Raw genomic sequence first — 26839 nt, 5'->3', positions numbered from 1 at the left:
TAAAAATCTAAAACAGCATGAAGAAATATATTTTACTAGTTGTAATCTTTTTAACCGGAAGTTTCTGGAGCTGCCAAAAGCCGGGCGAGACTTCCACTGCCGGCAGTACTAAAAAGTTAAGCGATGATGAATTGCTGACGCTGGTGCAAAAGCAAACTTTTAATTATTTCTGGGACGGGGCCGAGCCCAATTCCGGCTTAGCCCGCGAGCGCTACCACGTAGATGGTGATTATCCCCAAAACGACAAACACATTATTACTTCCGGCGGTGGAGGTTTTGGGGTAATGGCCATTTTAGTAGGCATGGAACGGAAATTTATTTCCCGGGAGCAAGGTAGAGCCCGGCTGCAGAAAATTATTTCTTTCCTCGAAAAAGCCGATCGTTTTCATGGGGCTTGGCCGCATTGGTGGAACGGCGAAACCGGCAAAGTAAAGCCCTTTAGTAAGAAAGACGATGGCGGTGATTTGGTAGAAACTTCTTTTATGGCCCAGGGCTTATTATGTGTGCGGCAATATTTTAAAGACGGCAATGCCGAAGAAAAACAGTTAGCCGCCCGCGCCGACCAGCTATGGAAAGACATTGATTTTAACTGGTACCGAAAAGATAACGAAAATGTGTTGTACTGGCACTGGAGTCCGAATTACGGTTGGGACATGAATTTTGCGGTGCGGGGCTACAACGAATGCCTGATTATGTACGTGCTGGCGGCTTCTTCTCCTACCCACGGGGTACCGGCCGAAGTTTACCACCAGGGCTGGGCCGAGAATGGTAAAATTGTTTCGCCCTCCGAGGGTTTTGGCTATAAGTTGCAACTAAAGCATCAGGGCACCCAAAAAAATGGCGGGCCGCTTTTCTGGGCCCATTATTCTTATCTGGGCTTAGACCCCCGGGGCCTAAAAGATAAGTACGCCGACTACTGGGAGGAAAATAAAAATCAGAGCCTTATTAATTATACCTGGTGTGCCCAAAACCCTAAGAAATATACAGGCTACGGCCCGAATAACTGGGGACTTACCGCCAGCTATTCGGTAAAGGGATACTCGGCTCATGGCCCCGATGAAGAGCGGGACCTGGGCGTAATTTCCCCAACGGCGGCTTTGTCGTCGATGCCCTATACCCCGGAGCAATCTATCCGGGCCATGAAATATTGGTATAATAACCTGAATGACAAAGTTTGGGGGCCGTATGGCTTTTATGATGCCTTTAGCCAAACCGATAACTGGTACCCCCAAAAATACCTCGCCATCGACCAGGGTCCAATTGTGGTTATGATGGAAAACCACCGTAGCGGTTTGCTCTGGAATTTATTTATGAGCGCACCCGAAATTCAAACTGGCCTGAAAAAATTGGGCTTCCAAAGTCCGCACCTGAAATAAAGGTAAGTACTCAAGCCTGAAAAACACTTAAATGAAATAAATTAAAGTACTGTGAATAGTAAATCTAATAAAAAAGCAAAAATAAGAAGAGGCGGAGTTGTAGTTGGTATTATCTCTTTTGCCTTGCTGACCGGTTTCTGCAACGTTCCCCAAAAAAATACAGTCGAGCCGCCTTTCGAACGCGTAGTGGTAGATAAAAATCCGCCGTCAATCCCGCTTTCGCCGGAAGAAAGTATGCGGAAAATACAACTGCCGCCCGGTTACCGGGTAGAACTGGTAGCCGCCGAACCGATGGTACAGGAACCAGTAGGTATGGCCTGGGATGCCAATGGCCGCCTGTACGTAGTGGAGATGAACACCTACATGAAAGATTCTAAAGCTACCGGTCAATTTGAACCCACCAGCCGCATTAAACTACTGGAAGATACCGACGGCGACGGTAAAATGGATAAATCTTCCATATTCATCGACAGCCTGTTATTGCCCCGCACCGTTTTGCCCATTGGCGATGAATTACTGGTAACAATTACCAATATTCAGCATATCTGGAGTTACCGGGATACGAACGGCGACGGCAAAGCCGACCAGAAGAAAATCGTTTTTAAGAATGATGCCATAGACCTGCGCAACGTAGAACACCAGAATGGCGGCATGATGTGGAACCTCGATAACTGGATTTACCCGACCCGCGATAAATTTCGGTACAAATACCAGAATGGCGTAATGGTGGCCGATACCATGATTGATAACATGACCGGCCAATGGGGAATTACCGCCGATAATTACGGTCGTTTGTTTTTCTCGGAAGCTGGTCCGGGTTTGCCGGCTGTGCAAATTCAGCAGATGCCGGCTTACGGTGCTTTAAATTTTAAAGACCAATTCGCGCCTGAGTTTATGGTGCCCTGGCCCATTATTGGCAACCTCGATGCCCAGGGTGGTCCTAGTGCCCTGCGCCCCGAAGATAATACCCTCAACCGTTTCACCTCGGGCGCTGGCCAGTCTATTTTCCGGGGCGACCGCCTGCCCGCTGATATGCAGGGCGATTATTTTATTCCGGAGCCGGTAGGCCGTATTATTAAGCGCGGCCGGGTTACGAACGAAAACGGGAAAATAATTCTAAAAGACGTTTACGAGAAAAAAGATTGGCTGGCCTCCGCTGACTTTAATTTCCGGCCCATGAATACCTACACCGGCCCGGATGGTACTTTTTACATTGTAGATATGTATCACGGCATTATTCAGGAAAGCGAATGGAGCGGACCGGGTACCTACCTGGGCAAAATAATCGAAGAAAAAGAACTGTACAAAAACCGGGGCATGGGACGCATTTACCGCGTGGTACACGAAGATATTAAACCCGATAAAACCCGGCCCAATATGCTGAATGAACCGGCGGCCAAACTGCTTACTTATTTAGATCACCCCAACGGCTGGTGGCGCGACAATGCCCAACTCTTGCTGGTGGTGCGCAACGACCAATCAGTAGTGCCGGCTTTAAAGCAAATAGCCCGCGGCGAAAAAGGACCGCTGAAGAAGAAACCCAGCCACTTGGCCCGCATTCATGCCCTCTGGACGTTGGAAGGATTGAACGCCCTGGATAAGCCTTTGTTGTTCCAGGCTTTGGCCGATGCAGAACCACAAATAAGAAAAACCGCCGTTTGGATCAGCGAAATGTATCTGAAACAAAACGATGCGGAGGTACTCGAAAAACTGAAAGCCCTGGAGAACGATTCCAGTCCGGATGTGCGGGTGCAACTGAGTTTATCGTTGCGGACGCATAAAACGCCGGCTACCCAGGCTTTGCTAACCAGTTTATTAGCGGCTAACCCCAATAACGAACTGATGCAGATGTCTTACAAATCGCATGAGCAAACCTTAAAAATGCTGGCTGCCGAGCGCGAAAGAGTTAAAAATATTAGTCCGGAAGAAAGAGAATTGGTGCAGAAAGGATCCGTTATTTTTAAGCAGCTTTGCTCCAACTGCCACGGCTCCGATGGTAAAGGCCGTATTATTGCCGGTGCCCCCATGATGGCGCCGCCCTTGTATAAATCGCCCCGCATGAGTGATACCGATAAAATTGTGCCCATCGAAATAATGCTGCACGGCTTAAAAGGCCCCATCGACGGGAAAACCTATCCGGATGTAATGCCATCTATGGCCGGCCAAAGCGACGAATGGATTGCTTCGGTATTGAGTTATGTGCGGAACAGCAGTGAACTCGGCAATAATGCTTCGGTTATTACCCCGGAAGAGGTGAAGAAAGTACGGGCAAGCATTAAACAACTTACCCCCGGCGGCGAAACCATGCAGAAACTGGAAGTACACAAAGGCTACCGCAATACCAAACGCAACTTTGTAGAAGAAAAGTAGACCGAATAATCAGCTTTAACCATAAGCCGAAAGCTCCCCTCCTAAGATTAGGAGGGGTAGGGGTGGTTGATTTATATATATGTATTATCCTGTAAATCTGGTAATAGAGATAATTAGCTTTGGATTGATTTTAAATCATGCATAAAAAAATATTAGCACTGCTCTTATTTTGGGTACTCACAGGTACGACGCTGCTGGCGCAGGCGCCAACTTTTACTAATTCCGTTGGCATGGAGTTTGTCCTGATTCAGCCGGGCAACATGATAGTAGGTAAATTTCAACCCGCCGTTAGCCGGCCCAAATCCAATCCGCCCGGTCGAAGAACTTTGCCTGCCTCAGCTTATGCAAAAGCGGATGAAATGGCCAAACAAGACGCTCTGCCGGGTTTTAACGTAACCTTAGATAAAGCTTATTACATTGGTAAGTTTGAAGTGACTCAGGAACAATGGGGAAAAGTAATGGGCACTAATCCTTCTTTTTTTAAGGGCAGTAAAATGGCAGGCGGCGCTAGTAAACACCCGGTAGAAAATATTACCTGGCAGGATACTCAAAAGTTTATCAAGAAGCTGAACAAACTGGATAAAATACACCGCTATCGTTTGCCCACCGAATTTGAATGGGAATACGCAGCTCGTGCCGGTGCCGAAGGCGATATTCCCTGGTCTGATATTCAGAAGGTGGCCGTACTAGGCGGCACTACCACCAGCGCTATCGGGCAAAAGCAACCCAACGCCTGGGGTCTTTACGACATGCTGGGCAACGTGTGGGAATGGGTTCAGGATTACTACAACGAAAAAATATTCCCCGACCCAAAACCACCGCGCTTGGGCAAAGAGCACGTGCTAAAAGGTGCCTCCTTTACCGGCGATGTAAAAAACGCAACCTACATGACCCACGCTGTCGGCCCCGGTAACGGCTATGATATTGGTTTCCGGTTGGTAATGGAGGTGAAGTAAGTAGCGGTTAGTAATTAGTTATTAGTAGTTAGTTGGTGGTAATAAAGAATCATGAAGAATGCCCTCTCTGTACTTTTTACTCTGATGTTCCTTGTAGTGAAGGCATATGCTGATGAGCCTCCCTCTTGGACTCCATATAAGATAGTATCTGAAAACGGGGGCATCTTCTCTTGGATTCACTTTGGTGACAATGATACCACAAAATCACCTTGGGAGCGTAAGTGGGCATTAACAGTTTACACAAAGGATAGTACCGAGCTTTGGGAGCAGCAAATTAACCCAACTGGATATCCTGAAGGCAAGCTGTCTAATAATGGTAAATACTTCTCCTATGTTAATTACTGGTACTACTCTGATTCACCAGTAGTAGAAGTATACAGAAGAAATAGAACTCCCATCATAATCACAGGTGATAAGTTTGGCATACCTATATCGGTTCTTCAACAGACCTCTTCCCACCAGTTATGGCTGGACGATAAAGGCTATCACTACGCAAATGGAGCCGCCCAGCAGTTGATTATCAACACAAGGGATTCTAACACTTGGGCAGTCGATTTGGAGACAGGAGAATTAAATATTGTGGGAGTTAACAAGAATTATGTATATGTCCTTTTGGCTCTAGCCTTATTGATTATATTGTTATACATTATATTTAGAAGACGAAATAAAATTTTACCTACCCTGGCGCAAGTTTATCGAAGCGCAACTTGTGTCTTTTGATAACAGGAAGTTTTTAACTTCCGGAAGTCATAGACTTCCTATTTAAATATATACCAGTCAGAAACTGACACGATCAAAAAGGTATGTAACTTAATACTTACAACTTATAACGTATTACTAAAATTATTACCCAAAAGCTTTTGAAACTACTCCTGAACCTGCTTATTCTTTTGCTGCTAACCAACTGCACAATGGCCCAAATCCCGGCTGGCTTCAAACAGATATTTAACGGCAAGAACTTAAAAGGCTGGCACATCAGCCGCACCACGCACCAGGGCACCACACCAGATGTTCGGGTAGAAGATGGCGCCATCGTCCTTACGCAGCAGCCATTCGGCCAGGGCGGCGTGTTGTTATCGGATAAGAAATACAAGAATTTTGAATTGTATCTCGAAGCGAAAATTGATTCTTTTACCAACGGCGGTATATTTATCCGCTCCTCCGAAAGCGGCATTGCTTACCAGATTGAACTGGATGATGCCGCCAACAGTACGGGCAATTTATTGGGCGAGCGGATGCCGGTAAGCAAAAGCATGCAAGCTACCGACCGGGCTAAAGTATGGCGGCCCAACGACTGGAATTCCTTTCGGATCCGCATGGTAGGGGATATTCCGCATATTACCCTTTGGATTAATGGCGAGCAGATGTGGGACGTTAAGCAACCCAAGAATGATTTTACCGCCGGTGTCACTACCGGCATGATTGGTTTTCAATCGCACTGGACTACCTTGTATTCGCCCGCAGAACTGGGCTGGAATATTCTGGATTCCTGGGCACCCGGTGCCCAGCATCGGTTCCGGAATATTGCCATCAAAGAATTACCTGCCGATTTACAGGAATAATTATTTTATTTCGGTTTATTTCCGGTAGTAGGCAGCTACTTGGCTACCGGTAGTGTTCTTTTTTAATCATACTTTTAAGATTATCTAATCAGGAAATATTCAATATGAAATTAAAGACTGGTTTGGCGGTTAAATTTGGCATCGGTTTAATCTTATTTGTAGTAGGCTTTGGATGCGGCCGCGGAAAAGATAATGTTGCGGAGAAGGGGCGACGTCCGAATGTGGTGCTTATTTTAACCGACGACCAGCGCTGGGATGCCCTAAGCGTGAACGGTAATCCGCACCTGAAAACACCCCATATTGATAAACTGGCGGCGGAAGGTGTTAATTTTAAAAACTATTTTTGTACTACTTCGCTTTGTTCGCCCAGCCGCGCTTCTATTCTCAGCGGCCAGTATGCCCACGCGCACGGAGTAGTTAATAATTTTACAGAGTATCCCGCCAACTTACCCAGCTTCCCGAGCGTCTTGCAAAAGCAAGGTTACGAAACAGCTTATATCGGGAAGTGGCACATGGGCGAAGAGAACGACGAGCCGCGGCCCGGTTTCGATTATTTTGTCACCCACAAGGGCCAGGGAAAATATTACGACACCGAATTTAACGTAAACGGGGCAGGCGCTAAGCCGATAAAAGGTTATTACACCACCGTAGTTTCTAAATTGGCCACCGATTGGCTACAAAAGGAACATGCTAAACCGTTTATGCTCATTTTGGGCCATAAAGCGCCCCACAGCTTTTACACGCCCGAACCCAAATACGCCCAAGCTTTTGATAACGTCCGCATTACCTACCCCGAAAGTGCTTTCAATTTAGAAGATAAGCCTAACTGGATTGCTCAGCGGCGGCCTACCTGGCACGGCATTTACGGCCCGCTGTTCGAGTGGCGGAAGAACTTCCCGGATTCTTCGGCGGCGGCGGTAAAAGATTTCCAGAACATGGTGCAGGCCTATTGGGCTACTATTCTTTCGGTAGATGTTAGTGTAGGCGAGATTTACCGAACCCTGCAGGAAAAAGGCGAATTGGATAACACCATTTTTATTTTTACTTCCGATAATGGTTTGCTGAACGGCGAACACGGCATGGTAGATAAGCGCACCATGCACGAACCCAGTATCCGCATTCCGTTGGTAATTCGGTACCCCGGTTTAACGCCCGCAGATAAGCCGGTGGAGGTAAATAAGCAAGTCTTAACCCTGGATATTGCCCCTACTATTCTGGAACTATGCGGCGCTCCGGCGTTGCAAAATATCCACGGACAATCTTTTAAGAACTTAGTGCAGGGAGATACAGCTAACTGGCGCACGGCCTGGTTTTACGAATATAATTACGAGAAGCAGTTCCCGTATACGCCCAACGTACGCGGCATTCGCACCGACCAATGGAAGTATATGCATTACCCCACCGGCGACGGCAGCCCCGATAAACATCTAGCAGAACTGTATCACCTGGCCGTTGATCCGGGCGAAAACAAAAACCTGATTAACGACCCAAAGTACGCGGCCAAGGTAGCAGAAATGAAAAACCAATTAGCCCAGTTGCTGCAAAATGCCGGCGCTAACCCCGATAAAATGCCGGTTGATGAAGGTATTAAAGCGGAATTGCCAGAAAAGTCAATCCGATAATAACGGTAATAATTTGAAATAAAATACAAAACCTCACAAGGCTTTTGGGCCTGTGAGGTTTAAGTTGAATGAATATTTCTTCTTAATTGCCGCCGGCGCGGTTCAATTCTTCCAGGTTGGTGTTACGTTTTTTAGCTTCGAACTGGCTGCCTTTGTTAAAGCGGTAACGCAGGTTAAAACGTACGCTTTGCTGACCAAAATATTGGTTAAACTCATTAATATTGCCGTTGTAGTTGGCTTTGCCAATTATCCGGCGGGTCCGGAAAATATCGGTTACATTCAGGCTGGCTTCAAGTTTATCCGTCAGGAAAGTTTTCTTAATACCGGCATCTACACCCCAGTTAGCACCTATTTTGTACAACCCATAAGCCGAGGCACCCTGGTAAACGCCATTTAACTCCAGCCGGAATTTTTGCGGCAGTTGAATATTGCTCGTAGACTGGGCGTAGAAGAAGAGTTGCTCGTTGCGCATGGCCTTTTCATTCATCATAATGGTGTAATCCTGGTGCGATAAAGTCAGGTTATTACTGATATCCCATTTAGCTGATACTTTAATCGGGGCCACCAGCGTAGCGCTTAAATCTTTAAACTCATCTACGTTGCGTTGCTGGAAAACCGTGATACGCGTTTCTACAAACTGTTCCGGAATTTCGGCCATAAAATCGTTAGTGATGGCGTAGCCCAGCGTTAGGTTATAAGTGTTTTTAAACATTTGCACCACCTGGAACGAGTTGGTGTATTGTGGCCGCAAATAAGGATTGCCACTGGCGTAAGTATATTTATCGAGGTAGAACACGAAGGGGTTCAGCGATTCGTAGCGGGGCCGGTTAATGCGGCGGCTGTAGTTGTAAGTAACCTGGTAATCCTTGTTTACTTTCTGAGTAATAAACAAGCTTGGGAATAAATTTAAGTAGTTGCGGGCGTTGGTAGAATCGGTAGTAACAGAGTAACCTTTGGCATCGGTTTTCTCGGCCCGTAAACCGGCTTGTATTTTAAATCTTTCGCCGAAGTTGGTACTAAAGTTAGCGTAGCCGGCAAAAATATTCTCTTTGTAAATAAAATGGTTGCTCTTTCTTACATCTGGCGTTTTTACTTCGTCAGGGTAATTAAAAAACTTTAAGTTGCTGTCGGAGGTTACATGGCTGGCTTTGGCACCCAGTTCAAATTTTGTGTTTTTATTCAGCGGTTTGGTAAAATCTACTTTGGCCGAATAAATATTAAACATGGGCCGGTTTTCGCTGGTGAGCAAATCCAAGCGACCTAAACCGGGGTCAGTTATCTTTTTGGTATAATTAATAAATTCGGCTTCTCTTTTGTCGTGTAGGGCCACATAATCTAAATCGGCGGTGAGCGTGGTGCCGGCAGTATCTAATTTACCTATGTAGTGCGCATTAAAAGTGGTGTTGTAAAAGCTGCCGTTTATGAGGTTAGTAGCCTGGGTTAAAGAGTCTTGCTGGGCATTGCCGTTGCGCAGGTAGGTATCGGTCCGGAAATCGTTATCGGCCCGGAACAACATCAGATTGGCCATAACGCCTAAGCTGTGTTTTTTATTTATATCGTAGTCGGTGCCTAAGCGCAACGTGGGAATATCGCGGATGCCTTCTTCGCGAGCGTCCTGGTCGAAGTTGGTGCTGCGTTCTCCGTTTTTGAACAAGCGGGTAAAGGTAGCAATACGCAACTGGGTACGGCGGGCTACATCCAAATTAGCAAAAGAACTCCAATTGCCTTTTTTGTAATTAATATTGCCGCCGCCCGAAAAGCCTTGCAGCCCATTGTACTGCAAGCCCCCGTATACGCTGCCGTTAATGCCGGTCAGGTCGTTTTTCTTTAAATTAATATTAATTATACCGGCAGTGCCTTCGGCATCGTATTTGGCCGAAGGGTTGGAAATTATTTCCAAATCTTTCAGGTTTTCGGCCGACATGCCCTGCAGCATGGTTTGCAGTTCCTTGCCTGACAAATAAGTCAGTTTGCCGTCGAGCATAATCCGGATGCCCGATTTGCCGTTCAGCTGAATATTGCCATCCTGATCAATAAATACGCCCGGCGATTTGGCCAGTACATCGTATGCCGTGCTGCCGGCGGCCAGGGCGGTACCTTCCACGCTCACTACCATCTTATCGGCCTCCTGGGTAATGGTAGGGCGCAGGGCCTGTACTTTTACTTCGGCCAATTGTTTGGTGTTTTCTTTCAGGGTCAGGGTGCCGAAATTTTTCGAAAAGTTTTCGTCGGTTACCTCAAATGGTGGGGTATTGGTATTGGCATAGCCAATTAAACTTACCCGCAGCAAATATTTGCCGGCAATCGGGGTTTTAATGGCAAAATTACCAGCTGCATCGGTAATAGCGCCCGTTACCGCCACCGAATCGGAGGTGCGCAGTACGGCCACATTGGCAAAACCAACGGCAGCGCCTTTGCTATCCTGCAGCTTACCTGTCAGGCTACCGGTAGCCTGGGCAAGAACCAGGTGCGTGCTTGCCAGGAAGAAAAATAAAATCAGACGAGGGTACCAAATTTTCATAGTGTATTTATTATTAAGGGTTCGGGTGAAACGAATTAAACTTAGTTAAACTAGCATTGTGCCATAATGTAAAAGGTTGTTTCTGAGTGTTATATCGGGTAAGTACTCGTAAATTGTGTTCGGAAATAATACACTTTTCGTTCGTTTCCGAACATTGCCGGCTAATAAAACCCGGGTATTGTTACCAACTTTAATTTGGCCGGTTTGCCTTGTTAAGGCAGATGCAAGCCAGGCTTAAGTCGTTGCCTGCACCAACATATTTTAATTTTTAGCAGGGTAGAAATCTGGTTCCCGAAACAAGCACACTGCTTTCTTTTAAAAAAGTTACCGACTTGTTCTCTTCCGGGCGAAAATAAAAAGTAGCGCTGCCGGTAGTTTTAGCCGCTGGCCGAAGCAACCAGGTACGCTTATAGCCGGGTTGGATGGTACAATATTCCGATGCACCACCGCTATTTAAAAGCGGTTTTGTCCGAATAGCGGAATTAAGGGGACGAACGGTAGGATTTTCGGGGTAAAATGCCGACGGTAGGAAGCTAATTGTAAGGGTATTGAAAGGAGTAGTGGGTGGAGGTTAATAGCCGTACTTTGCGAAGGGCGGAATGGTGGAAAGTTGTAGGAATTATGTTAGCGGCTTTCCTATTCCGAAATTATTTATGCCCTTGGGAGCTGCGGGGAAAGTGGCTGTTGGCAATACAAGGGGCGGCAATATTTTAGTTGATGGTTAAATAAATACGGTTAGGCGAGGACCTCACCCTAAATCCCTCTCCTAAAAAAAGGAGAGGGACTTTGATTAGTCTTACAGCTATAGTAATAACGCAGTTTAATGGTAGTTGAAGAAAGTTTTAATAGAGAATGGAGTAACGAACCCTTTTGTTCCGATGGCAGTAATAAATGACAAAGTAGTTTCAAAGGAATTTACTGCATCCACGATATAATACTTTACAGTCCAAAATTTCTGCTGTTGCTAAAAGCTTTTGGCTTGAAACAAGCGTTACCGGAGCTCCCCTTCGCCCTGAGGAGATAAGGTTGGGGGATGAGATGTTTCCTGTTTGCCTGCATTATTATTCTTCCTAATATTACTAAATTATAAGGTTTCTTTAATTCCTGCTGGGCAAGTACAGCAGAATAGCGTTGAAGAGAAACCCCATACCCGGGTTTAATATTTAATTATATTAGTGCGCTTCCGAAATTTTAAATAAATATTGCCCTTTCTTGGTGGTTTTAGTGGCTATGAGAGACAGGCGGTAAATTTTATCTCCCCATACCTGCGAGAGCCTTTTATCGTCTAACGCTATTGCTTCGGTTTGGGCTTTAAACTGTTTTGGATCGTAGGTCAGGCTAACTTTTTTGTCTCCGGCTGCTAAACGGATAATGCCGCTGCTGGAAATATCCGGTTGCTGCCAAACCAGGAAATTAATTTGATTGGGGGTTTTGGCCTTTTTTAATTCAAAATCGTCTTGTATGGTTAAGCCTTCGTTTGGTGTTAGGGTATAAGACCGCTGCCAGCGTTTTACGGCCGCGCTTTCGGGGTAGCTACCGGCAATATCCAAGGCAAAAATTTGCTTCCGGGGATCAAACGCAACCGAACGGGAGCGGTAATCAGGCCCGAATGCCTGTGGCGTACCATTAATCATGGGCAGGTTGTGGTAATTGCTTTGCATAGTCCAGATAGTGTAACGTTCGCTGCTGAACGTCTGGCGGGTATAGGTGCCTACCCCGGCATCTATGAAAACCGGCACTTTGTTCAGGTAAAGCGAAAAGGTGCCCACATCGTTGTGGTTATGGCTTTCGGCGTTAAAACCCCCTTTGCCGGCAAAGAAAAAACCAGCTTTATTTTTCATATAACAAAATTCTGTTTCGGGGTACCATACCGTGGTGTAGGCGGGCAGGGCAGGCGAGGTTTTAGCTAACGCGGCATTGTAGCGAAGTTCTTCCAGGGCGCGAAACAGGTCGCGGCCAATATTTATTACTGTATTGCTTTTCTTTTGGTGCAGGTAGGCAGCAAAGTGCTGCATGGTTTGGCTGTTTACGGCCTGGCCATAACGGTAAATGAGCCCGGCATCTCCGCCGCCTTTGGCCGAGGCATCGGCAAAATTTACCACCCAGCCATCGCCCACATACGAATTGGCAATATATTCGCCCATGTTTTTGACAATGGGCTGATCGAAGATAGAAATCCGGCCGCTGGTGGCATAACTGAGGAGTTGCAGGTAATCGTAGAGCTTTCCGGCGGCGTGTCCCCAGTAAGAAGGGCCTTCTTCGCAGGCGCCATCGGTTTTGGTATAGTTAATAAATTCATCTACCGAGGCCATGGTGCGGTGTACCCCGGCGGCTAATTTTTCCGGATTATCTTCTATCAGCAGAAAGCAGGTAAGCACATTAAAATTGCACCAGGGGTTCCAGTTGTTTACCATTCCACCGGGTTTTAAATTAAAAGCCTGCCACCAGAAATCGCTCCGCTGCATATAGGTATCCAGCACCCGTTCCTGTAAAGTTTGCTTCAGGCGTTTAGCAATTACGGGGTTTACTTTATCGAAGGGCTCTTTAAAGAAATAATGGATCCACGAAAGCAAAGAACCAATATCGCCGGCAGTCAGGTCTATTACGTGTTCCTGGTAATCTGGTAAAGCGCGTTTAGACGTTTGGTAAGCGCCCAAATGAGCCGATAGCGCCCAAGAAGTCATTTCGGAAAATACCCAAACCCCGTTAATAATCTGGGGTATAAACCGGCCTTGTCCTTCGCATAATTCGGCCAGCACCAAAGCGCTCAGCGCCGAACTATTGGCCCCGAATGGTGCTTCCATAATAGTGCGGGAGCCGCTCTTTTCAAACGCCAGATAATCGGTTGCTTTTACTACCTTCCATTCATAATCCAGGTATTTTTCGGCTTCTTTAATTTGTGTTGCACGAAACTTGCCCGACAACTGGTTCCAGCCGGCCCGGTCGGTATAAGCCGGATATTTTACCCATTGCTTATCCGGCAGTACCAAGGCCAGAACCTGCTCTTTACTTGCTTTTTTTTGTAATAGGTTGCGTTTTTCGTACCCGAAACCCAGGCGGGAGCACAAGCTGATAAAAAGAAGAATAACCAGCGTTTTATACATAATTATTTAATATTTTAACCAGGCAGAAAAGGAATAACTGTTAAAAAGTAAGGCAAAAGCCGGGCATCGGCTATGAAAAAACAGGGAGCCGATCCGGCTCCCTGTCTTAAATGCTACTGTTTACCAACTGGTATTTTGCTCAAGTGCCGGGTTGGTTTCTATTTCCTGGGCGGGTATAGGCCAGATAACGTGCCGGTCCTGAAAATTACGCGTCAGGAGGTTATCGCCGACAATGCTTTTCTCTATTACGCCCTGGGTATTGGTCTTCAACAGTCCCCATCTTTTCAGGTCGAAATAGCGGTGTCCTTCGCTGGCGAGTTCTACGGCCCGTTCGTGAATAATGCGTTGGGTCATGTCGGCTTTACTGTTTACTGCTAAAGCCGGTTTACCGCTGTTTAAGCCGGGCATGGCCGACCGGGCCCGTACCTTGTTTAACTCCACAATGGCTTTGCTTAGTTGCCCGGTTTCGTTATAGGCTTCTGCCAGCATCAGCAATACATCGCCTAACCGGATAAGCGGGAAATTGATAGGCGTATGGGCCCGGTCGGTTAAGTCACCATTCAGGTTACCTTCTGGTACAAACTTGCGCCACACGTAAGTAAGCCAGCCCCGGTTATTACGGATTTGCCCAAAATTTTCGTTTACGCCGGTAGCCAATACCAACTGCATCGGACGCGGCGCGTTGGCATTCCAGCCCAACTGCCAGGAGTAAGGTACTACCAGCGTTTGCGTCATGCGCGGGTCGCGGTTCCGGTAAATTTGCCCCAGTTTAGCGGTGTCCGGTATGGAGGTTAACCGGCCATTTTGCTGGGTGGCCATCATGGCTGCTCTTTTAACGGTGTTGTTGGTGGTATAACCCGGAAAGTGTTCATCCCAGTTAAAAGGAGTGCCGTCTTTGTTTTCGTACATATCGGCCAGCCGGGTGCTGGGCATGCCGTTATTCCAATCGCTGCCAAAGGTAGAGCGGGTACCCAGGTAATGTGCTAATGGCATACCATACGGAAAGCCAACGCCGCCTTTGTTCTGGATGGCAAAGATCATTTCTTTGCTATTGTGCCCGGTTGGTTTAAATAAGCCGGCATAATTGGGGTAGAGCTCGTAGCCGTAATTATTAGACTTGTTGTAAACAATTTCTTCAAAGTCCTGGGTAGCTTTTGCCCAATCTTTGTTGTACAGGTATACCTTGCCCCGGAGCGCATAAGCAGCGCCTTTGGTTGCCCGGCCGAGTTGGACAGCCGGGTGCGACACCGGCAAACCTTCTATGGCAGCGGTCAGATCGGCCAGCACAAACGTCCGCACGTCTGCTTCAGTGTTTCGGGGCAGTAAAAGTTGGTTGAAGTCGCGGTTCAGGTCTACGGTTTCGTTGTAGAGCGGCACGCCGCCAAACAAGTTCATTAGTTGGAAGTAATATAACCCACGCAAAAAGCGAGCTTCGGCGATAAACACCTTCTTCGACTCCTCGGGTATATCCATTTTAGATATGTTTGCAATAGCGGCATTGGCGCGTTGTATGCCGTCGAAGCCACTCCGCCAACGATTAACGACAATGCCCGTCCGGTCGGTAAAATTGCCATTTATTATGTCCCCTAGCCCCTGCGGGTCATAACCCAGCGCAATATCGGTCAGGTTATCAAACATGAAATATAAGCCAAAAAGATTGGAGTCTTTCATATCGGCATATACCCCCATCATGCCCTGCAGGGCGTGGGCCTCAGTTTTCCAAAACGTACCGGCACTTACTTTGTCGTAAGGTTGGGTATCTAGTTCGTAACAACCGGTAGTAGTTATTATTAATATTAAATAAAGTAATTTCTTCATGATTTTTCCTTCTTAAAAATTAAGGTTAATGCCCAGCAAAGCCTGTTTAAGTGTAGGATATTGTACACCGTTTACTTCGGGGTCGAACCCTTTGTAATCTGTAAAAGTCAGGTAGTTTTCCAGGCTGCCGTAAACCCGTAACGATGAAACTTTTATTTTTTCGGTTACTGCTTTAGGAATGGTATAGCCTAACTGCACATTTTTCAGGCGCAGGTAGGACCGGTTCTGTAGCCAGAAATCGCTGGCGCGGGTGTTGCGGGCATCGGTATAATTGAGCAAGCGGGGGTAAGTCGCATCGGTGCGGCCGGTATACCACCGGCCATCGGCCACTTCCTGGTTTATCTGATAACCCCACCGTACACCGGTAGTATGGTAAATATCCGTCCAGATGGTTTGCAGCCCCGAGGCGCCCTGCAACAAAGCCGAAAAGTCGAAGTTCTTCCAGTCGAAGCCCAGGTTAAAGCCGTAGAAAATGCGCGGTGCGGTGCCATGGCCAACGGTGTAACGGTCAGCATCGTTGATGAGGCCATCATTGTTTAAATCTTTATACATGATATCACCCAGTTTAGGTGTACCATAAGCCGCAAAGGGATTGCGTTTCTGGCCCGTTGCCGGGTCTACGGGCGCATTGTCGATCATATACTGTACCAGGCCCAGGTCGCCATCGGTTTGGATAATCCGTTCGACGGCCAGAATATATTGGGTGTTAATAGCGTAGCCTTCCTGAATCAGGTTAGAACCGTTAATGGTGCGCTCGTCGCCTTTGTATTTGGTAACTTTATTATCTACAAAACTGAAGTTGCCACCAATGTTGTACTTAAAATCGCCCACCTGATCGCGGTAAGTCAAGTTAAGCTCCACGCCCCGGTTTTGTACTTCCGCCGCATTTTGTTTGGGTATAGATGCATTGCCCACTACCAGCGGGGCCGGTAAATCAATTAAAATATTCTTGGTTCTTTTATCGAATACATCCAGAGAGCCGTTTAATTTATTGTTAAACAAGCCAAAGTCTAACCCCAGGTTGGCAATGTAGGTGCTTTCCCAGGTTAAAGCCGCGTTGGAGAGAGCCGTTTGGGCAAAACCTACGAATAAATTATTGTTCAGAATATAATTGGCGGCATTGTAAACCGCCTGATATTCGTAATTGCCAACGGCGTTATTACCCAAAGAGCCATAAGACGCCCGTACCTTTAAGTCAGGCATCCAGGCCAGGTTGTAAAAAGATTCTTCGGAGATTCGCCAGCCCGCCGAAAAAGAAGGGAACATGCCCCACCGGCTCGAACCGGTAGCAAAGCGGGAGGTTCCGTCTCTTCTGAGGTTGGCTTCAAATAAATATTTATCGTCCAATACCAGGTTAAGCCGGCCAAAGTAAGAGCGCATGGCCCAGTCGGTGGCGTTTCCGCCGGCAGCCGCATCCATGGTGCCCGCATCAATCACACTCAGCGTTGGGTCGATTAAATCCAGTTTGCTCGCGCTGAAATTGCTGTCCTTGTAATATTCCTGGCTGGCACCCACCATTACGTTCATGGCCAAGCGTTCCAGAAACGTTTTGTCGTAACGCACCAGGCCATCCATGTAATACTGGTAATTTTTGTTATTCTGATTCTGGACCGAACTCCGGCCGGTACCGGCGGTGGCTACGGCATCGGTCAGGAAGTTCCAGCGGTCGTTAAATACCGGTTGCTGGTACCGTAGCTGATCGTCAAAAACATAGTTAAAAGAACCTTCAATGGATAAGCCTTTCAGCGGTTGGAGCTTGCCAAAAAAACGACTGGTTAATTTATTTTGCCTGATATCGCCTTTCTGGCTATACAGCCGGTGCAGCACATTATTGGCCTGCGGATCATCTTCGGGGTTATTGGAACTGCCAAATCGTCCGTCGGGGGCTCTTAAAACCTGGCCGGGCGTGCTGGCGCCGGCAAAAGTAAATACATCCTCCAGAATATTCGTGCCAATATCGGTTTTGGCCACAATGCCGTTCAGCAAGGTCCCTACTGTCAGCCAGGGCTTCAGGTTAGCTTCCAGGTTCAGGCGCATGCTGTAGCGCTGGTAACCGGCTTTCTCAATAATGCCCGGGTTATTCAGGTACCCAACAGACCCGAAGAAGCGGGTAGTCTGGGAGCCGCCCGAAAACGAAAGATTGTGGTTCTGAATTAAATTGGGCTGGAAAACTGCGTCGGTCCATTCGGTATTCGGATATTTCAGCGGCTCTTTGCCTTCGTTGGTCCGCCAGGTATCAATCATACCCTGCGAAAAAATGGGCTTGGCATTGGGGTCAGAGTTAGAGAAACCTTCATTTACCAGCTCCATGTAATCGGCATAGTTCGAAACCGTTTTTACCACGTTAGATGGCTTGGCCGTAGAGAAGAAAGAATTGTAGTTTAATTTAAATTCACCTTCTTTCCCTTTTTTGGTCGTAATCAAAACTACGCCATTGGCAGCCCGCGAACCGTAAATGGCGGCAGAGGCTGCATCTTTTAACACCGAAATGCTTTCAATATCCTGCGGATTCAGGTGGTTCATGTTGCCGACGGCCCCATCAATAATTACCAGCGGGTCCGAATTATTCAGGGTGCCCTGGCCCCGTACCCGCAAGGTAGCACCATCGCCGCCCGGGCGGCCACTGCCTTGGTTCACCGATAAACCGGAAGCCAAGCCGGCCAGACCGGAAGAGACAGATGTAATCGGCCGGCTTTCCGTTTGTTCCGCCATATTTACGCTGGCCACGGCGCCGGTCAGGTTTTCTTTTTTCTGGGTACCGTAACCAACCACCACTACTTCTTCCAGGGCTTTAGCATCGGGCTGCAAGGTTACGTTAATATTGGTTTGACCCGGGGTGAGGGGTATTTCGCGCGTAACGTATCCAATATAAGAAAATACCAGGGTGCCGGCAGTTTCGGGTATATTTAAGGTAAACGTACCGTCGGCGCCGGTAGCCGTACCGTTGGAAGTGCCCCTTACCACTACCGTAACACCCGGCAGAGGTTCGCCTTTGTCATCGGTTACTTTGCCCCGGATATCCACAACCGGTAAAGCAGCCAGTAAGGTGGTTGGTGCAGGAACGTTGCGGGCTACAGCCATGGCCGGAGGCTGGACAGCCCCCGATAAATAAAGGCAGACCAGTGCGGTGGCTAACCCGAATTTGCCTAGACGAGTAGAATTTGTTTTGTGCATAGGTTATTTGTTTAAGAAAGCTTGTGAGTTTACTAGAATTGGTTTAAAACTTAGTTACAGTTGTTTCCAAGACCAACCTGATTGGTTCTGCTGGGTGAATGTTTCTGCTGCAACTGATTTAAGACTGAGTATTAGTTCTTTAGCGGCAGGGTGTTCATTTTTATTAATATATACTCCAATATTTCATATAGCCTGAAGACATAATTTTTTCTGTGTCAAAATATTAAAGCAAAGGAATAAGTATGGCCTTACTTACTTCTTAAGTAATTAAATGTCAGGTTTATTTATCGAAGAAAGTAGCATTGGCTAACCCTTATCTGAAAACCGTTAAAGCATGTAAAGCAACTGTATTGAGCAAGCAATGATAATTAATTAGGTCAGAAACTAAAAATTTAGCGTTCTGTATTAAGGGCAGTGGTAATGCTGAATATTTTAACAAAATAAGGGTATTGTTGGATATTATATCAGAAAGTGCGGGGAGCGGCAGTATTAAATATAATTTGGGAACGTTTTCAACTGTTGGTTTCGTATTATTCTTTCTTTGCCGGCGGGTCTTATATTGTACCGGTTTGCCCGGTTATTTTAAGTAGTTATTAGGGGTAAATACACTACCAATTAAACCGGGTAATTGCGTTTAATGCGACCAGTTATAATTTATAGCCGCGTATAAAGTATACAGGTGTAAAAACAAAAAACCTGCCCGTTAAGGCAGGTTTCCCGTTTTGTTGTGTGTTGTAAGGGGCGACAATATTAGTTGGTTTTAACCAGTGCCATAAAGCTTTCGGTTTGCTTTGGCGACAGTACAGCTACTACATTTTTCTGGTATTCTTCTTCAATAGCCTGTAATTTCTTGTTGCGCATATCTGCATCGTTCGAATACATCTGGCTCACTTCTTTTACAGCAATCAGTTTTTCGAGGGTGTAAGCTTTTACTTTGATGTACTCCTGTTCGTTAAAACCCAGCTTTTGCGCTAGCTCGCGGGTAGTTTTGGTAGCATTAGCTCTGATTTGCTCGGGCGTATCGGCAGCCTGGGCAGAAACTAAAACTAAAAGTAAAAAGACGGAAGTAATTAGTTTTTTCATGGACGTAAAAGGTTGTAAGGTTGCTTTCTTAAATTTTCTAATCAGGTGTTTATTTTTCGGTTCTTAATTATAGCTTTAACCAAATATATGCAATTATATATAATTAAGTTAACAATGTCAATATTTGCTAGGTAAAATAATTTAAATTTTTTTCTGAATAATACTATTATGGTTAAATGTGGATAAGCTTCTATATTTTGGAAAATTTCCATTCAAAATCTGCCAATTTTTAACCCGAATTATTCAACCCAAAATTAATTAATTATTTGTTAAAACAAGTACTGCCACTGTTTTTATAATTAATATACGTAAATCAATATATTTTGGTTGTTGAATTTTAAATTAACTCTTTCAGAACCTGTAAATGAATAGTTTTAAAATGATTAATATTTAAATAATTATAAAAAAAATATAAATATACGGGTTAAACAGTTTCCATAAACACGAATTAAATTCATCTCCGACGTAGCTGCTGTTCATGGATAATGACGGATTGATGTAGGTACTAAGGCAGCGGGTTGTAAAAATAGGTAAGTCCCAATTTCTAAATTTAGTTGGGTAAATAATTAAAAAGCTACTACCCGGAGGCGGATAGTAGCTTTTGTTTTAAGTAGCTGTTTAGGTTTGTAAGTAAGTGGAAGGTTATAAGTTTTAAGTATATAAAATATTGAAATAGAGTACTTTATTGAAATTCGTATATCAAAGTAGTTTTGTCCCCTTACTTATTTTAAATTAAAACTAAGCTGTTAAATATTTTTAAGGGTTAAAGGTTTAATTATCAGTATTCTATATATAGGGCCTAGTACGTAAATTTAGTATACCTTGGGCAGCGATATTCCTTTAATTTTCCGGTACAACGAAATGGCCGCCTGGTCGGTTAGACCCGAGATAAAATCGGTAATGCGTAAGATGCGGTCGTAAGGGTTGGGGCTCATAGATCGGTTTAGATCTAAGTATTGATCCGGTACCAAATCGAGCAGCTTCTGGTGACGACGGGAATTTGGTTCGAAAACGGCTTTCAGAAAAACCTCCAGCAAACCGCCCAATACTTCAAAACCAGCCGCTTCAATTTCCAGTACAGGCCGGTTGCGGTAAATTTCCTTTATAGATAAGGTCTTAATTTTATCTAAAACGGCTTTAACCGAAACTTCGCTTATCAGGGGCTTGTCATAGGTGCCGTTCAGGATAGCGGCTTCGTTCTGAATAAAAATATCGGCTGTTTCGTTTATCAGCTTATCAATAATGCGGGCGCGCAGGTAACCGAGCTGTTCGCGCCAGTCATAAAAAGTTAAACGCGATTTCCGTTCCGGCGACTCATCCAGAATTTCTTTTAGTAAATTAATACCCTGGTCCGGCGAGATAAGACCCAGCCGGCAACCATCTTCAAAATCAATAATACGGTAACAAATATCGTCGGCGGCCTCTACCAGAAAGGCCAGCGGATGCCGGTGGTAAAATACGTCGCCGTTAGTAGCTTTCGGAATTAGCCCCAGGTCGTCGGCAATGGTCCGGAACCATTCTTTTTCGCTCTGGAAGAAACCGTACTTTTTTTCGCTGGTATTGGCAGTGCCTTTTAGTTTGGGTAAGCTTTCTTTGGGATATTTGGTAAAAGTGGCCAGCGTAGTATAGGTTAGTCGCAGGCCACCGGCCATGTTGCACTGGGCCGGATACGTATGGGTTAATATCCGGAAACCGGAGGCGTTGCCTTCAAAATTTTGGAGATCGGCTTGCTGAGCGTCGGTGAGTTCGGTTAAAAAAGTTTGGGCCTCGGCGCTCTGGAAAAAAGCCGAAATGGCATCTTCGCCGGAGTGCCCGAACGGCGGGTTACCAATATCGTGGGCCAGGCAGGCGGCAGCTACCATATCGCCAAAATTAGTTTCGTTTACCTGGTTGGTTTTACTAAGTTCCGGATATTGCTGCATAATTTGCTTACCGGCCAGCCGGCCCAGCGAACGACCCACGCAGGAGGTTTCGAGGCTATGGGTTAAACGGGTATGCACAAAATCGCTTTCGGGCAGCGGCATTACCTGGGTTTTGTTTTGCAAGCGCCGGAAAGCCGAAGAAAAAACTATCCGGTCGTAATCGCGCTGGTATTCGCCCCGGGCCCACTCATCCGAATCGGCCAACTCCTGGCCCTGGTAGCGTTTGCGGGAAAGCAGGTTTTCCCATTGCATGCTTTTCATAAGAAATACGCTCGTTTTAAAACCGGAAAGTAAGGGGTTTATCTTTTAAAGCAAAGGGCCAGTCCGGTTTTAATAATTTACCTGGTTTCTAATTAATTAGTAAAGTTCATGTTTTCAGGAGTTTAAGGTTTAATAAATCTTGCCTGGTGCACTTCTTTCTCTTGAATAACCTGCAACACGTAGAGCCCGCTTTTCAGGCCAGGCATGCTAAAGTAAAACGGATTACTGCCAGCTGTTACATTCCTCACCAGCAAGGTATGCTCGCGGCCAACAATATCATAAATCCGGATGAGAATTCTACCATTCGCCGGGGCCTGGTACGCGAAATGCAGGTTATGCTCCTGAATTGGATTAGGGAATAGCTGTAGACCGGCAGCTAAACCGGTATCGGTGCCTATCCGGCGCGAAGGTGAAAAATTATACTGGTTATCTTTGTTTCCCAAGCGCAGCCGGTAGTACGTAAAGCCGGTGCCGGGGCGCGGGTCGGTAAAGGTATAGCTGCGGCCATTGGTGCTGCTGGCGGCCTGACGGGCCAGTGCATGCCACGCAATGGCATCGATGCTTTTCTGGATTTCGTAAAAAGCCAGGTTGCTCTCGTTTTGGTTAACCCAGGTTAGCAAGGCCGTGCCGTTGGTTTGTAACACCGCTTCAAAAGAAAGCAGGTTAGCCGGCAACGTACAATCTGCCGATACCCGCGGCACCATGCGGGTGTGGTTACAAATATTATTCTGAAAGCTGCGGTTGGTTACATGGTTGCCGCCTTCTACATCGTTGCGGCCGCTCAGGGAGCGGGTAACCTGGGTGCGGCTAATGGAGTAATGCATCACCGATCGGGGCTGAATCATGTGGGCTAACTGGTGGGCATGGCCTAATTCGTGCAGCGTAGTAGTTTCGAAATCGAACTGGTTGATGGCCGGAGTAGCCGGCCCGAATTGCCAGCTGGTGCGGTCGTTAAACTCAAAATCGAACTCGCTAACCAGGTAAGAATAATTAGAACCAAGCTGGCAGCCTTGGTAGCGGCTAACGGTGCGGCCCAATACATTGCTGGGCAAACTGCCGGCATCGGCCAGGCGTACCAGGTTAATATTATCTTCCGCAGAGATGATAGCGGTAGAAGTAACTGCATCGGCCACCCAGTTTATGTTGGTATAGCAGGTCCAGGTTTGCATGGAGCGCCGGAAAGCGGCGCGGGCAGCTTCCGGTACATTCGCGGCGAACTGAATGGTGTAGCCGCCATTGCCGTTGGCATCTATGTGGTAAGGCTGATACGCTTTTTCTTCTTTTAAAACGTTCGATACTGCGTACCGGATAGCGAGTTCGGCCGGGCTGGTGGCGGCCCGCGTATCGGTGCCGTTCATAACCCTAAACTGCCCGGTGCCGGCCACGCCGGTACCGTCGTCCGCCGGAATAGATGGTACTTTCACCCGAATCAGGTTATCGCTCCAGGAAATATAATCAGAAGCTAAAGGTTTAATGTAGGTAGCACCGCCATCATTGGCATTCTTAAACTCTACAAAGCCGGAATCCCGGGAACTGCCAAAGTTTTGGCCGGTAATGGTTAATACGGAGCCGGTGCCGGCTGTAATGGTATCGGGCGAAAAGCCCGAAATAGCAGGTATGGCTTGGGTGCGGGCAGCCCGGTTGGGTACCGGATTGGGATAAATAACAGGTTTATTTAAATCAGCGTTCTCTTTTATGGTTATTAGTTTTAAGTCTGGAAACGCTAGCAGGAGGGGGTATAATTCGTTTTGAATGCTGTGGTAGGTACGGAAAGGCTCCCGGGCGGTGAGGCCGGGTAGCTGGTACCGGATAAAGCCCTGCAAACTACTATATACACTAAAGCGAACAAGATTGGTCAAAACCTGGTTGGCAGCCGGAAAACCCAAAGGCTCCAGAAAAAATATACCTTGCTGGCCGGGTTTTAGTGCCAGTGTGGCCGAATAAACGTGCATTTTGTCACCGACCGTACCACCTTCGGTAATAATTTCTACCTGCTCCGGCGCGGCTAACCGGCCTTTTAATATTTTATATACTTCTACGGTATTGGCAGTATAAATATTCTGGTGGCCGGCATCCCAAAAGCTTTTTTGGGCAACAACTTTCCCTTCCAGAATAACTGTTGCCTGCTCCACGCGCTGCGGCAAAGGCGCCGGTACCAGCATACAGGCATCCTGCGCTTTGCCGGGTTCCGGAATAATTATTAACCAGTACAAGAAGACTATTTTTATATAAGTAAACCAAGGGTGCGGAGAAAAATTAATTTTGCCGGACATATAAAAAAAAAATATTCGCTGGTTAAGTTACGCTTTTGTTGCTTTTAATAAAACAAGTGACAACTTGATTCATAAACGCATTTAGCAGCGGGCAAGCTGAGGTTAACAGCAATATTTTATAGGTAAATAATTTTAGAGAAAGGGTAAGTAGTATTACCGTATTATCCTGTTTAAAAGAAAAAAGAGAGGGGTTGCCTCTCTTTTCTTTCCTCCTGATGCGGGTTAATTGTTATTTATTTCAATCCGCTGATTGGTGTTTTTATTCGGTTCGGGGAGGTGCTTCTTAAACTTCTGGTATATTTTATCTGGTTATTTTTTGCCATCAATAAAAAGTCCTTCGGAGTTTATAATAATCTGGCGGTTTTTACCTTCCTGGTAAAGGCCTTCTTTTTTCAAATCCGAGATTAATTTTTCCATGGCGGCACCATGGGTTTTAGAAAGTTTGGCGTGTTCGGCTGCCAGTTTAGCGTGTTCTTTGGCCATGTTTTCTTGCAGCAAAGAATGTTGTTTATGCTGGAGGCTGGCTAACTGTTTCTGCAGCACCAATTCTTGTTTCCGGAATTGTTCTTCCTGCACCTTCATGGTCTTTTCCAAAACTTTAAAGGTAGAATCAAAATTCAGATTGAATTCTATTTGCGTAAACACGGAATCGCCCCCCGGAAAATTGCCATCAAAGAAAAAACCTTTGCCCGGGACAGCCGCGTCTTTAGGGGCTTTTGGCACAACCGCTGGTTTTGCCGGCTTTGCTGGTTTAACTGGTTTCACGGGTAGCATTGGTGCGGCTGGTTTGGGCGGTATAACTGGATTTACGGGTACGGGTGGAGCCGGTGGGGGCATTACCGGTGCTAATTCCGGCTGGTTTAACCTTGATACCGCGGCATCAGCTTTTCGGAGGGTTTCGGTATCATTAGCAATCATTCTTTTACCTTTCTGCTGATTCTCCAGGGCTTGTTCTATCCGGTTAGCGTAATCCGGCAGCTTGTCTTTTGGTACTTGTTGGCCATCTACAAAAACATCGGTTACTTTACCTCTTTTATTTTTAATAATAACCAAATCGCTGGAGGTGGGTACCGTATCCGGAATGGCCTTAGAATTTACAGCAACTGGCGGATATTGGGCCGTAACGGATATAACAGGATGCACAGGCACGTTAACAGAATGAACTGGTGCGGCCGGTAAAGTTGATTTTAACCGAGGATTTAGGTTAGCCAAAGCGGTTGCCGAAAGAAAAGTAAGGCATAACAATAAAGCGGTAGCGGCTACAAAACCATCGGTAAAAGAAGGGCGGGTGCCGGGTTGCTGCACCAACCGGCGAATGCGGGCCAGCAGCGAACCATCTTTACCGGCAAAGGCCAGCGATAAACCGGGCGCGCCCGCGGTTCTTTCGGCCAGGGTAGCCAGGGCCCGGGCATACGCCAATGAATCGCCGCAAACGGCTACGGCTAAATCGTCGCAACAATTTTCTCTTTCAATCCGCACGTAATCGCTAACCCACCAGATGGCCGGATGATAGAAAAATATTATTTCGGTTAAAGATTGCAGCAGGTTAAAAAAATAATCGTTGCGTTTGAGGTGCGCCAGTTCGTGGGCCAGAATAGCCTCTATTTGGGCCAATGGCAAATCCGAAATGGTGCCTAAAGGCAATAAAATTACCGGTTTAAAAAAGCCGATAACCAACGGTGTCTGCACCAAAGCCGATTCAGTTAGCCGGATAGCTTTATTTATTTTCAGTTCCTGGCTAAGTTGGAGCAAGCGGTTTTGCCATTGGTCCGTTACTGGGGTAGTTTTGTAAGATTTAAGCCGTTGCAGGTAAGCCAAACCGCCTATAAAACGCAGCAGCATCAGGGCCATACCCAGCAACCAAAGACTCACCAGCAAAGGCAAATGTGCCGAAAAATAATCGGCCGCGCCCGCTAATAGCCAAAACCCATTTGCTTCGGCGGATACTATTGGTGGCTCAGAGAAGGAGGCAGTAGCCGGGACAATAACAGCAGTTAACCCAGCCTTAATTGGGCTGCTTTGATAATAATAAATAAAGGTAACGAGGGCTGCTGCCAAGTTCAGGAATAAAGCGCCCATAGCTACCCGGTAGCGCAGATGCGAACTTTGCCGGTGCAACAACAGCATGACTATGCTTAAAAGTACCGCTATTAAGGTGCTTTGCCACAGGGAGTGCAAAATGGTCCAGCCCAGGGCTTTGGTGAGTGCCGGATTCAGGAATTCAGGAATGTAATTCATTTGGAGCCTCCTTCCAGTTTATTTAAAAGTTCTCGTATTTGGTTTAGTTCTTCGGGTGTGGTTTGGTGGCTGCCCAGGGCTTGCATCACCAGTCGGCTGGCCGAGCCCCGGAAAGTAGTGTCTAAAAATTTATTCAGCAGTTGCTTCTGGGTTGCTTCCTCTTTTAGCAGGGCTTCGTACACGTGCGACCGGTTGCTTTCGTCGCGCCGGACCATGTTTTTTTCGGTCATGAGCTGCATAATTTTTAGGGTGGTGGTGTAGCCTACTTCTTTGGTTTTATTCAGTTCGTCGTTTACAAACCGGACGGTAGAAGGGCCGTTTTGCCAGAGTACCTGAAGTATTTCCAGCTCGGCATCGGTAGGTTTTAAGGGTTGTGCAGCAGCCATATAAAGGATATTACTAATTTTAAATAAATGTATACGAAATATTTCGTAGTTACAAATGAATTACGAATAATTTCGTAGTTGGTTTAAATAATTTTGTTTGAAGCAAATATTGGCTGAAGTGGAGTACTGTGGGGAGAGTGAAAAATGAGGCTGGTTAGCATTTTATAAATGGA

General features: G+C 46.4%; 15 protein-coding genes. 6 read left to right on the top strand and 9 right to left on the bottom strand.

Annotated features, from left to right (window positions below):
• Window positions 1–17 precede the first annotated feature (17 nt).
• The 6 genes from AAE02nite_RS01415 (at window position 18) to AAE02nite_RS01390 (ending at window position 7886) form a co-directional block, all read left to right on the top strand.
• Window positions 18–1376 (top strand): glucoamylase family protein, encoded by a 1359-nt coding sequence (locus AAE02nite_RS01415; RefSeq protein ID WP_146894640.1) that lies wholly within the window; start codon window positions 18–20, stop codon window positions 1374–1376.
• A gap of 51 nt (window positions 1377–1427) precedes the next feature.
• Entirely contained in the window at window positions 1428–3746 is a 2319-nt protein-coding gene (locus AAE02nite_RS01410; RefSeq protein ID WP_246150721.1) for a DUF7133 domain-containing protein, read from the top strand.
• 137 nt (window positions 3747–3883) lie between these two features.
• Window positions 3884–4702, top strand: coding sequence for a formylglycine-generating enzyme family protein (locus AAE02nite_RS01405; RefSeq protein ID WP_246150719.1), 819 nt, complete (start codon window positions 3884–3886; stop codon window positions 4700–4702).
• Window positions 4703–4753: 51 nt separating this feature from the next.
• Window positions 4754–5422 (top strand): LPXTG cell wall anchor domain-containing protein, encoded by a 669-nt coding sequence (locus AAE02nite_RS01400; RefSeq protein WP_146894639.1) that lies wholly within the window; start codon window positions 4754–4756, stop codon window positions 5420–5422.
• A 140-nt stretch (window positions 5423–5562) separates the two neighbouring features.
• Window positions 5563–6264: a 3-keto-disaccharide hydrolase gene (locus tag AAE02nite_RS01395; protein ID WP_246150717.1), complete on the top strand. Its 702-nt coding sequence runs from the start codon at window positions 5563–5565 to the stop codon at window positions 6262–6264.
• Between the two features lie 104 nt (window positions 6265–6368).
• Window positions 6369–7886, top strand: coding sequence for a sulfatase family protein (locus AAE02nite_RS01390; RefSeq protein WP_146894638.1), 1518 nt, complete (start codon window positions 6369–6371; stop codon window positions 7884–7886).
• A gap of 82 nt (window positions 7887–7968) precedes the next feature.
• On the opposite strand, the gene AAE02nite_RS01385 is transcribed toward AAE02nite_RS01390, so the two are convergent.
• From AAE02nite_RS01385 to AAE02nite_RS01345, 9 genes are all read right to left on the bottom strand, one after another.
• A complete protein-coding gene (locus AAE02nite_RS01385) occupies window positions 7969–10407 on the bottom strand; it encodes a TonB-dependent receptor (protein ID WP_146894637.1) in 2439 nt (812 codons plus the stop codon).
• Between the two features lie 1172 nt (window positions 10408–11579).
• A complete protein-coding gene (locus AAE02nite_RS01380) occupies window positions 11580–13511 on the bottom strand; it encodes a heparinase II/III domain-containing protein (RefSeq protein WP_146894636.1) in 1932 nt (643 codons plus the stop codon).
• 120 nt (window positions 13512–13631) lie between these two features.
• Window positions 13632–15329 carry a RagB/SusD family nutrient uptake outer membrane protein gene (locus AAE02nite_RS01375; protein ID WP_146894635.1) on the bottom strand — a complete coding sequence of 566 codons (1698 nt, stop codon included), beginning with the start codon at window positions 15327–15329 and terminating at the stop codon, window positions 13632–13634.
• 12 nt (window positions 15330–15341) lie between these two features.
• On the bottom strand, window positions 15342–18503 hold the full coding sequence (locus tag AAE02nite_RS01370) for a SusC/RagA family TonB-linked outer membrane protein (protein ID WP_146894634.1): 3162 nt from the start codon (window positions 18501–18503) through the stop codon (window positions 15342–15344).
• Window positions 18504–19253: 750 nt separating this feature from the next.
• On the bottom strand, window positions 19254–19586 hold the full coding sequence (locus AAE02nite_RS01365) for a hypothetical protein (protein WP_146894633.1): 333 nt from the start codon (window positions 19584–19586) through the stop codon (window positions 19254–19256).
• Window positions 19587–20398: 812 nt separating this feature from the next.
• Window positions 20399–21769: a deoxyguanosinetriphosphate triphosphohydrolase gene (locus AAE02nite_RS01360; RefSeq protein WP_146894632.1), complete on the bottom strand. Its 1371-nt coding sequence runs from the start codon at window positions 21767–21769 to the stop codon at window positions 20399–20401.
• A 122-nt stretch (window positions 21770–21891) separates the two neighbouring features.
• Window positions 21892–23982 carry a T9SS type A sorting domain-containing protein gene (locus AAE02nite_RS01355; protein ID WP_170252499.1) on the bottom strand — a complete coding sequence of 697 codons (2091 nt, stop codon included), beginning with the start codon at window positions 23980–23982 and terminating at the stop codon, window positions 21892–21894.
• Between the two features lie 369 nt (window positions 23983–24351).
• Complete coding sequence (locus AAE02nite_RS01350; RefSeq protein WP_146894630.1) at window positions 24352–26280, bottom strand: M56 family metallopeptidase; 1929 nt, start codon at window positions 26278–26280, stop codon at window positions 24352–24354.
• A complete protein-coding gene (locus AAE02nite_RS01345) occupies window positions 26277–26666 on the bottom strand; it encodes a BlaI/MecI/CopY family transcriptional regulator (RefSeq protein WP_146894629.1) in 390 nt (129 codons plus the stop codon). The genes AAE02nite_RS01350 and AAE02nite_RS01345 overlap by 4 nt, the downstream gene beginning before the upstream one ends.
• Window positions 26667–26839 lie beyond the last annotated feature (173 nt).

The organism is Adhaeribacter aerolatus (genome assembly GCF_007991635.1).
Lineage (GTDB): Bacteria > Bacteroidota > Bacteroidia > Cytophagales > Hymenobacteraceae > Adhaeribacter > Adhaeribacter aerolatus.
This window is presented reverse-complemented; position numbering and strand designations above follow the sequence as displayed.